Raw genomic sequence first — 10230 nt, forward strand, 5'->3', positions numbered from 1 at the left:
AAAGGCCAAATTTGATATTCAAGCTCCAGAAGCACTATTTCCGAAAATAGAAAATAAATAAAATTGAATCCACAGTATCGCCTTATGAATGGGGCGATATTGTGGATATATTTTATTGTTTCAAAAAGTGAACACTAACCAACTTTTTCTTTAATCACCCTATCTTTCCAAGACCTTATAAAATAAAGCTAAATTTAACTAAAATTACCAACTGTCGCTACCGAATATCTAATACAATCAAGAGATCTTGATTCGAAGGGATGGTATGGTAACAAAACAAGTCGTGGAAGATGTAGCAAAAGGGCTCGAAGTACTGATGAAAAAGTACAAGCTCAATGCAGTTCCAGGAGATAAGGAAAGGTACGAAGCGACAAAGAAGGCCCACACGGCCTTAAGAAAAGTTATTCTTACAATGGAGATCAAAGGAGACATTCAAACACTCTCTCCAATAAAGAATGGAAAGAAGTTTGGTTGGATGGTTATTGATCTAGAGAATAACTCTAAGAACTACTGCGTTTAATCGTTATCCGTTGTATTAGAGCAGTTCATATAAACAGGTAAGTGATCACTTATCGTCTCTTGAAAATAACGATAATAAGATCTTTCATAGAGTTGTGGCTCATAGAGCTTACGAATCATATCTTCAGCTTTTACATCTAAATCATATCTAGGAACAATTTGATTTCTTTTAATCGTCACTTTATCTTCTAATGACTTCATAAAACGATCGACACTATCAATCGCCTTCTCTTTACCATACTTTGAAAGATAGAACATCTTGAGTCCACTCTCTTCATCAATATAAGACTTTTCTGTTCTAATTAAGTACTTCTTATCGATGATATTTCTAAAAGAATTTTCAATAAAATTAAAAATCTTCGCACTATTCTTACCTGCACATTGATATGTCTCATTCGTATCAAGAACAAAGTGATCATAGTTATTAGAAGTTCCTTCCGTCTCTGTATCGTCAGCAAGAGTTTTTGACTGTGCAAGAGAAGTTGGCTTATCAATTTTAACTTCAATTCCCTTATACTTCTCAAAGAGTACATTCCAATAAGGGTTATCCGACTCAAGGTTAAAATCACCTAATAGAATTAAGTCTTGCTCTTTAAACCTCTTTCTCGATTGGGCCATCATTTCGAGAATATGACTAACTTCTGCAAAGCGAGCAAAAGTTCGTGAGGAAATCCCCTCTCCAACTTCCGTATATTCATCAACGCCATAGGCCGCTTGAATAATCTCTTTTCTAAATTCCTCATCAGAAGGCGCATTAAATACAATATGAGTAAGAATTAGAGAGAAATCAAACTTCGCACTTTTAAAATTTGCCATGAAAGGACGTCTTGCAAAGAGATGTGCTACATCTTTACCATAAGTCTTCTTATCAAATCTTGGATAACAACCCAAAGCTTTTGATGTGTTGTAGAATTTAGCACAGTATTCATTTTCCTGAGGTTGAACAACAGCGGCCCTATAGTAGAAACCACCAAGCTCCTTAATTGTCGCGTTTTCAGCCCCCTCTTCTGTACTTGAAACAATAAGGGACCACGATGGATCAAGCTTTCTTAATTCCAAAAGAATATCAACATATCCAGGAAGGACAATCTGACCTCTTAGTTTTTTAATTGTTCTTCTATGCTCAGCTTTTTCTGACTGAGAAAGAGATGGTATTTCTGCTTCAAGGTTCTTTATATATTCTTGAATCCCTTCGTTATGTTTCTTATCAATACCAATTACAGAAACTAACTCTGTCGCTCCAACCACATCCCAATGATTCATCATCTTGGCAACGAGTTCAAGGTCTTTAAACTCTGTTCGAGAAGACCCTGCTTGATAAACATTGAAAGTCGAGATTCTCACGTTCTTCTGAGAGAGCGCTCTCTTATAGTTGTAATATTTTTGAGAAGATTTTGAATTAAAGTGGTGGTAATTGATTTCACAATCAATACTTCCGAGGCTTCCAGAAAGGAGATCTTTTAGCTCTTCGCACTCTTGCACCTCTACCTGTCCAGCCAATGACTGAAAAGCAAAAGTTAACGCAAATAGCGCTAATGCTAAGCTTTTTCTTAAAAGCAAAATTCCCCCCCGAAGTGTGTTTTTGCAGTGGCGAAAATATACATTGTTCAAAATAAATGATCAAATCACTCAGGATTATAACATACCGTTATCACAACAGATGTCAGAGATTTTTAAAAAAAATTCCCGATAATGACGCACTATTAACTAAAGTGTTCGGCCCAACTCCCCGAAAAGTGAAGGAGACGAAAATGATGTCAAAAATAGGAGTATAACCAATGAAGTTTTTTAAGACCCTATCACTCGCCGCGTTATTGAGTGTTTCAATCTCAACTCAGGCGTCAGTAGTAAAGGTTTTCGATGTCCTGCTTGATAAGAGTCAGTTTGAATTCCTTATGAATTCAAGAGGAATTATGAACAGAGGCGTTGTAGGTCAGGTTAGAAAGAATGTGAGATATTCTTTAGAAGATATGGCCAGATCTGGTAGTGCTACGATGAAAGACATCAAGGCCATGAAAAAATCTATCAAAGACCCAGCGGATCTTAAAAAATATAACCGTATGGTTAAGAACCTAAGTAAAGATACAAAAGCGATTACAAGAGCAGAACTCGTTGATTCTATCAATGACCTTGTTTTCCTATCGCAAAGATATGGTCTTAAGAAAAAAGCTATTCTAGCTTGCGCACCTTGTGTGAACAAAGAACTAGCTGAAGCTGGATTCTCATTTACTCTAAATGAACTTAAGGGTGACTCTTCTAAGAGAATTTTTAAAGAAATGAGTAGAAAAGCGAAAGACCCACTTACTGCAGCAAAATTTATCAACCAAGAAATTAGAAAACAAAAACTTGGAGTTGCAGCAAAAGTAAAAGCTCACGAAGAAGAAGCTCTTATTTATATGCTACTTATTCCAAAGCACGGGACAGCTGATCAAAAAAGGCTATACAATGCTATGTTAAAAGTTAGTAAAACTAAGGGTGGGAAGATCGATCTCTTTGATCCTGAGAACGGACATAAGTTTTTTAATATTTTCTCTGATAACCTAAGTAGTCCTGAGATTAATCTTTGGGAAGAACTCCTAGATGATACAGCAAAGCTTATGGATGATGAGAATATGTCTACAATGGATGCATTCTACACTGTTCTTCAAAGAAGAGCTGATGGAGTTGCAGATGAAGCCGAAAAAGCTGATCTTATGGCAAAGCTTGACTTCATCAAAAGAGAAGGTTGCTTCGGAAGTAAATAATATTTTTGACATCATATAGAAAGGCCCTCTTTAAGAGGGCCTTTTTTGTTTTTAGAATAATTCAACATTTCCTAATGCACTTCCATCTCTAATCATCAGTATTTTTACTGCATTCAGATATCTTTGCATTCCAACAATTGATGAGTCTTCAATCTTATCTTCATTACTTTATAAGCTAAGAATTGAAATTCTTCTTTAGCAAAAACTTTCTCGACATCAACAATTCCCCACATCATATCAGAAAGAGTTTCTTCTTTGATAGTCTTTGGATTGAAAAGTAGTTCATTAAGAAGCTTCTTATTAACTTTATTATCCACAAAGATATTCACACCTTCATTCTCTAAGATTTTAATAAACTTCGGGTTCTCCCCTAGGGCCTTAAACATTTCAGTCGAAACATGCTTTCTCACTGTAGCTAGTTCCTTTAAAACCTCTGCTCCTTCTTTAGATCCGAGCCTCTTCGCCTCTTCACGAGAAGATGAATAGAATCCTTTGAAGATATTTGAGAGAGTATCTGCCGCTACAACTTTCTCCATTCCTAAAACTGATCTCGCCTGAGCTTTAGCTGCTTCAGAAATTAGTCTTGCTCTAGCATTGAACATCTTTCTTACAACAACTGCTTCTCCGATCTCTTGTAATCCTGGTAGTCTTCTTCCTTTTAGAAGTCCTCCAATATGAGGCCCACCTTGAATTAGTAAGTATGGAATATCTCTCTTTCTAAGAGGTGCTTTACCAAAGGCATCAGTTAGAGCATCCATATTCTTCACAAGGTAATCTTCAAACTGTGCCTTTGGAAGTTTTCCTAGATCATTATAAATACTTAAGGTACTTCGCTCTATTCTTTGTCCATATTATAAGTATTTTCGTACCACGCTTGTCTAATCCAGTTTGTTCCTTTTAGGAACTCACCTTTTTGAGCTTTAATATATCCGGCCCTTGCTTTGGCCAACTTAGATGCCTTCGTTCCTCCCAAAAGTTTCTTCTTAGGATAGAATTTCTTCATATAAGTATCCATAAAACCTTTTAGCTCAGATGGGTTTCCTCCAAAGTATTTAGCAACTGTCTTTGCTGCATTCTTATCAACAGTTTTAAAACCAAGATCTGTAACGACATCACTTGTATACTTATAAAGAGCTTCAGGATTCTTTGCTAACTGCTCTTGGATCTCTTTCATTAACTTCTGAGTTAACGTTTTCGCTTTTTTAGAAGAGATTTTACCAGCTTCTTGTAGACCTCTAATCTTATTAATCTTAGTTTGAATTCTTGCTGCTTGCTCTGCTGGCATATCAACATTCTTAAGCGCTCTTGCAGCATCTTCAATATCTACACCTTTAAAAACGGCTTTAATCTTATCTTTGTAGCTCGTGAAACCAAGAACTAACTTAGAAAGTTCGACATCAGCTTCATCAGCAACTGTTCTTGCTGATTTTCCGGCCATTTTATAAGCATTCTTAAATCCGACTTTCTTTGAGTTTAGTACAATTGTCTTCACCGCATGTTTCGTCATCTTAGAGCCCATATAAACTCCTCGAGTGAATAGACCCATAAGAGGAATTATACTGACACCTTCAATAATGGCCCATGCCCAACTTCTAGATACTTCATCGGCTGCTGAAGAATTTGAATAACCAAGTTCGGCCATATCACTAACATGGTCAACAGAGTCATCTGCCTCATATTTCATTTGAACTTCACTATAAGTTACATATGACTGAGCTCCTACAGCAGATCCAACTAATCCAACTACCGCAATTCCACACAGTCCACCAGTTAGTACCGCACATGATCCCGCGAGCATAACTCCGGCCATTCCAACAATGAATGCTCCAATAGCTAGTCCTGCATTTAGAAGCTCTTCAAACTTCATTGAATTCAATTGGTCCATAAGCTCTTTCGGAGCAGCAGGTAGTCCAATCATTTGGTTTAGTTCATCTTGAACTTTCATCGTTCCATAGAAAGATCTTCTTAAACCTTCGTGATCATTTTCATCTAAATTACAAATATCTTCTAGCTTCTTAAGAGTCTCAGCTTTTCTCATTGCCGCACCCTTCTTCATAACGTCTCTATAAAGATGTCTTTTAAGAGACATATCTACAGCAAGAACTTGTTCTTTAAGAGTCAGATCATCATCAATTCCAAAATCCTTAGCTCTATCAAGGAACATTGCCTGACGAGCCTCGTGGCTTTTTTCCGCCATAAGTTCCTTGAAGAAAGAAATTCTTTCGACTTCTTGATTATCAAGGTCTGCCTCAAGACCCTCTTTTGTTTCATCTGAAATTTCACCATCTAAAATTCTATCAACAGCTTCATCAACTTGCTTTCCATCAAGGATCGTCTTAAACGAGATCTTTTCAATGAAGTCATAAGCATGTGCTCCATTAAATTTGGCAGAAAATAGTTGTGAGCTATTATTATTTGCATTATCAACAATTTTTGACCACATTTCCTTATAGTCACTCTTAGATGCGTACTTTGTTAAAAAGTTTGGAGTCACTGGTTTATGAAGAAGTAGCTTTTGAGCTGCTTCATCAAGTCTCTCCATTTGCGCTTCAATATTACGATTAAAACAATTAAAGTCTTGGTTCACTCTTCTTCCACGTGCCGTAGACTTATAAGTTGGCTTACGACCTTCTTTAAGTGCCTTAAGTTCATTCTTAGCAAGAAGATAACCAAGTCTCATTCTAGCAATTGGATTTAAAGCACCCATCTGGTCAATAATATAGTCGTATTCCACAATCTTAGCTTCAGGAAGAAGTCCTAGTGTATCTCTGAACTGTCTCCACAAGTGAGCTAAGAAAACATACATTTCTTTGATATCTCTTTCTTCTAACTTTTTAATTGGAAGAATTTTTCCATCAATAGTAAGAGAAGAAAGGTAGTTGTCTAAGGCTTCATAGAGGTTCTTTCCTCTATTTTCCTGACAGAAATTTGTTTTACCAAGTAAACATGCTGTTGTTATAGCTTTAACTTCAGGTGCTCTTCTATCAGTAATTTTTGCGGACTTGCTTTCTTTTAGGGTCTTCACCACTTCATGAAGCTTTCTTAATCCCCAATTACGACTAGCACTAGGAGAATAAAGAGTCGGCATATCCATATTTAAGACATTTCTCTTTAATGTTTTCTCTGTTTCTGAATCAATAATCTCAGCAATATTATCTGTTCCAAGCTGAATCATCTTATTCGAGATATATGGTGAAGCATTTAAAATGAATGGTCTAACATCCTCAACTCGCTCACCGTCAGCAGTTTTCTTTTTAATTTGAATAAACTTATATGGACTTTCTTCAGAAACAATTTCTTGCCACAAGGCCATATCTTTATAAGTTCTCCAGTGAGACTTTTTAGAACTATTTCTTCCCGTTGCTTTTGACTCAAATTTGTAAACATAATCTGCTTCCGGTTTCTTCATATCAACGAAGTCTTTCCAAGCTGTCACATCATCAAAAGATGGCTTAAGAGCGAAGTGATAGTAGTTATTTGCTTCCTTTCCTTCCTTACCATTTGTGTAGTTGTTAAACTCCACACTTCCAAATAAAGCATCCTTTAATGGATTAACTGAAGAGTCTTCAACATAGTAGTTGAGAATTAAGTCATTAGAGTAGTTATAGAAAAGACCGTGGTTTTCGAGTACAGCATCCAGGTATCCCTCACTGATATCTTCTCTGATTTTAATATCAATTTGTGAAGGCCAGACACCATTTTCTCTCTTTGAAAGACAAGCTTTTGGCATCTTTACTGGAGAATCATTATTCCCCATAAGAACATCATATGTTTTAACTTGCGACACCATCATTTGGATTGTCATAAGTCTTAGAGCATAGAGATAATTCTTAGCCAGTGGATATTGAAGAATAGTCTGAATATCTCTTTTAATCATCGAGTGCTCGTCAAAACGAAGCTTAACGAAATCACCATTTTCAACAATATTAATAAAGTATGGATCCTGTGCTGGATTTTTTCCTGACTGTAAGTAGTCGTGCTCATCTGTATACTCTTCAAAAAGATCACTTGGGATACTGAAAAGATAATCGTTAGCAAACTTATTTGCTAACTTCGAGTTTGGACGTAAGACTATATGAAGATCACGCATAGAGACTGCAACTTTTTCAATATATTGAAGAAGAACCTCTCTCTTATCGGCATCATCAGCACCACTTCTGATAAATTTTTGAACTTGTCCTTTATAATTCGTTGCTTTTCTTACAATCGTAGAAACAAGTCTTTCATATGATTTTAAATCTAGTTCTTGATCTAGATTTTCAACGTCAACCTTAGATAGTGCTCTTACTAATCTCTCAACAACAGAGCTACCCTTTTTACATTCTTGCGCTTCTTCCTGTGTAGGAACCTCATCTTTAGTTGATCTTTCAACACGACAAGCATTACTTTTCAGCTCCTCGATGTAGCTAGCATATCCGCTTACTGGAGTTGAGCGAACTTCTTCTTCATCTGAACCAATATACTCATCAAGCTCCTCATCAACAGTCATATCTGCTGTTTCCTCAGGTGCTTTTTCATCTTTTTGACCACAAGCTGGCTCACCTCTGACGACTTCTTTAAAAGCTTGCATCGCTTCTAAAAGTTCTTCAGTGTCGAGCTGCTGTCTTTCATACTTATTCATGTTTTCAACAGACTCAGCAAAAGCAAGTTGAAAAGAACATAAACAAATAATCATTGATGTTAGTATTTTACTAATCACTTTCATGGTTCCCCCAGTATGCAGATATAGCTGCAAATACTAGGCCAAGACAACATATCCTCTAATGCAAGTAAGGTACTGATATTACGAGGACAGACTAGCTAAGTTATGCTAATAATTAGTCGCTGTCTAAAGCTTTGACAGTATGAAATTTTGTCAATTTCTCAAGCTTAGATTAGAATAGGGTCATGAATATAATTGCTTTCCTACTTACTTTCACAACTGTCTTTTCGGCTCCAATTCAAAAGGAAAATCAAGACTATTACAAAAGTGTTTTTCCAAAAGCCGCGGAACAAGAAAGTTTGAAAATTCCAGATCCTATCAGCGATAAACCGATCAATACAACAATCTTAAGGATTAAGAATCTATCTAAGAAAACAATTGGTTATATTAGAGAAATTAAAACCACAACTGGCTGCGACAGTGCCTGTCTTCCTGTTGTTTTTACTCTCTTTTACAATAGTGATAAAGAGCTTGTTAAATTAAAATCTCGCCCGGGTTTAACCAAGAAATTCCATGCCCCTTTTACTGTAAAAGATTATGAGAAGCTGGATTTAGTCCTGTTGATGAATCCGACTATCTTTAAAAAGGTAAAGCACCCAACCGAAATGGTGGATGCTCTCAGTGGAGAGACAAAGAAAGAGTTTAGATCCCATGTTGTCAAAGAAGCTGCTTATTCGACACTTAGAGTGAATCTCTATAATCAACAGACCCGAAGTTTTCTCAAGACACTTCCCTAAAGATTGTCCATTTCTTAAACATTAATTATAGATTTTTCAAATAATCTCTATCGAGACGACTCATACGATATCCTATCTCCAAACGAGGAGAGAGATATGAGTTTAAAACATCTACGAGAGTACGATAAATGGAATGTACTCTTTACTATTTCATGTGCCGCCCTAATCTTCTTTTTGGTCGGAGGTCTTTTCAATCTTACTTTTGGAAATATTGAAACAGGAAAGTACCTAATGGGACTTAGTGTACTAAGCTGTGTTTCCCTATTCATCATTGGAATCAAGAGAAATGGGATCAGAAGAAGAGTGAAATGGAGTAATAAGCACGAAGAAATCGTTCGTGAAGCAAAACGTATTCATGAATCGAAGTCTGCTTAAGTAAAATTTCTACGGACGCTTGTGGCCTGATGCTAGATTTGTTAGAACCAGGCCATGAAGTCACTTTTTATACTATCTCTACTTAATTCTTTGACTAACTCTCAGACAAAGACAATTTGTCAGCTTGATGAGAGGCAAATCTCTTATAACGAAAAAGTTGCGAGAACTAGAGCTTCACTCCTATCATCGTCTCCATGTAGCGCGAGCTTAATTGGTAAAAACTGTCTTATCAGCGCAGGTCATTGCCAAGATGGACTTCAGGACTGGATCACCGAATTTGATACTCCTTTGAGTGATATGCTCTCAGGAAAAATGAATCCTTCCCTACCGGAAAATATATTTAACTTAAAAAAGGTTTATGGGAGAAAGAATGCCTTTCATGGAAAGGACTGGCTAGTTTTCTCCGTTAAGAGAAATGAAATCACTGGAAATTTTCCTGGAGAAGAAAGAGGTCACTACGAAATACTAAAGACCCTACCGCTTCCAAAATCACTACTCCGTATAACGGGATACGGGCTAAGCAGTGACAAAGAAAAAAGAAATACACAACAATCCTCTACAGGAGAGCTTCTCTCAATTCATAGTAAGAGAAATATTATCCATCATAAGGTTGATACGACTGCTGGCAACTCAGGTTCTTCAATTATTGATGTTAACTCAGGAAAAATCCTTGGAGTCCATACCCACGGTGGCTGTCGCCAACATGGTGGTCAAATCATTCAAGGTAATCAAGGAACAGTAATTTTTGGAAATAGTGAATTTGAAATGGCGATTAAGAATTGCTTAGAGAATGAGGACTAGCCAAGCTAGCCCTCTATTTGAAAGTGAATTACTCACTCCAACATGAACCTGTCATAAGAACTTCTTGAGTTTCAAAATCAACCCATGCTAATTCTTTACATGCATGCCAAGCACCTTCAGAAGATACTTTGTAAACACCAAGCTTATACCCATCTTTAAGAGCAATATTAACAAGAGTTAATTTCATAGAATCAAGAACCTCTGCAGCACCATTTTGCTTAGGTAGGTTTCTATTTGCAAAGTCTACAGCATCAAAAAGATCTACCATATTCTTTACAACAGGCTCTACTCCAATACCTCTAACTGGAGCTGAATATCCAGTGTACTCTTCAGAAAGCGCTTGATATAAATA

The 10230-nt window shown here is 36.6% G+C and carries 9 protein-coding genes; 5 read left to right on the forward strand and 4 right to left on the reverse strand.

The annotated features are described in order from the left end of the window. Nucleotides 1-265: 265 nt before the first annotated feature. A complete protein-coding gene (locus tag M901_RS12515) occupies nucleotides 266-520 on the forward strand; it encodes a hypothetical protein (protein WP_021278571.1) in 255 nt (84 codons plus the stop codon). Here M901_RS12515 and M901_RS12520 read toward each other — a convergent pair. After that, nucleotides 517-2079: a hypothetical protein gene (locus tag M901_RS12520; RefSeq protein WP_021278574.1), complete on the reverse strand. Its 1563-nt coding sequence runs from the start codon at nucleotides 2077-2079 to the stop codon at nucleotides 517-519. The genes M901_RS12515 and M901_RS12520 overlap by 4 nt on opposite strands. 218 nt (nucleotides 2080-2297) lie before the next feature. Here M901_RS12520 and M901_RS12525 point away from each other — a divergent pair, with 218 nt between their 5' ends. Beyond that, nucleotides 2298-3263 carry a hypothetical protein gene (locus M901_RS12525; protein WP_021278573.1) on the forward strand — a complete coding sequence of 322 codons (966 nt, stop codon included), beginning with the start codon at nucleotides 2298-2300 and terminating at the stop codon, nucleotides 3261-3263. A gap of 113 nt (nucleotides 3264-3376) precedes the next feature. Here the strand turns inward: M901_RS12525 and M901_RS12530 are convergent, their stop codons facing one another. After that, complete coding sequence (locus M901_RS12530; RefSeq protein WP_021278570.1) at nucleotides 3377-4030, reverse strand: hypothetical protein; 654 nt, start codon at nucleotides 4028-4030, stop codon at nucleotides 3377-3379. A gap of 68 nt (nucleotides 4031-4098) precedes the next feature. After that, nucleotides 4099-7968 (reverse strand): hypothetical protein, encoded by a 3870-nt coding sequence (locus tag M901_RS12535; RefSeq protein WP_021278572.1) that lies wholly within the window; start codon nucleotides 7966-7968, stop codon nucleotides 4099-4101. A 182-nt stretch (nucleotides 7969-8150) separates the two neighbouring features. Here M901_RS12535 and M901_RS12540 point away from each other — a divergent pair, with 182 nt between their 5' ends. The 3 genes from M901_RS12540 (at nucleotide 8151) to M901_RS12550 (ending at nucleotide 9878) form a co-directional block, all read left to right on the forward strand. After that, on the forward strand, nucleotides 8151-8702 hold the full coding sequence (locus tag M901_RS12540) for a hypothetical protein (RefSeq protein WP_021278575.1): 552 nt from the start codon (nucleotides 8151-8153) through the stop codon (nucleotides 8700-8702). A gap of 96 nt (nucleotides 8703-8798) precedes the next feature. Further along, on the forward strand, nucleotides 8799-9077 hold the full coding sequence (locus M901_RS12545; RefSeq protein WP_021278569.1) for a hypothetical protein: 279 nt from the start codon (nucleotides 8799-8801) through the stop codon (nucleotides 9075-9077). Nucleotides 9078-9131: 54 nt separating this feature from the next. After that, nucleotides 9132-9878, forward strand: a complete 747-nt coding sequence (locus tag M901_RS12550) for a serine protease (protein WP_021278576.1) — start codon at nucleotides 9132-9134, stop codon at nucleotides 9876-9878. Between the two features lie 28 nt (nucleotides 9879-9906). Here the strand turns inward: M901_RS12550 and M901_RS12555 are convergent. Then, nucleotides 9907-10230 (reverse strand): hypothetical protein (locus tag M901_RS12555; protein ID WP_034722119.1); only part of this gene is annotated, 324 nt, incomplete at its 5' end.

The organism is Bacteriovorax sp. DB6_IX, from assembly GCF_000447775.1.
Classification (GTDB): Bacteria; Bdellovibrionota; Bacteriovoracia; order Bacteriovoracales; family Bacteriovoracaceae; genus Halobacteriovorax_A.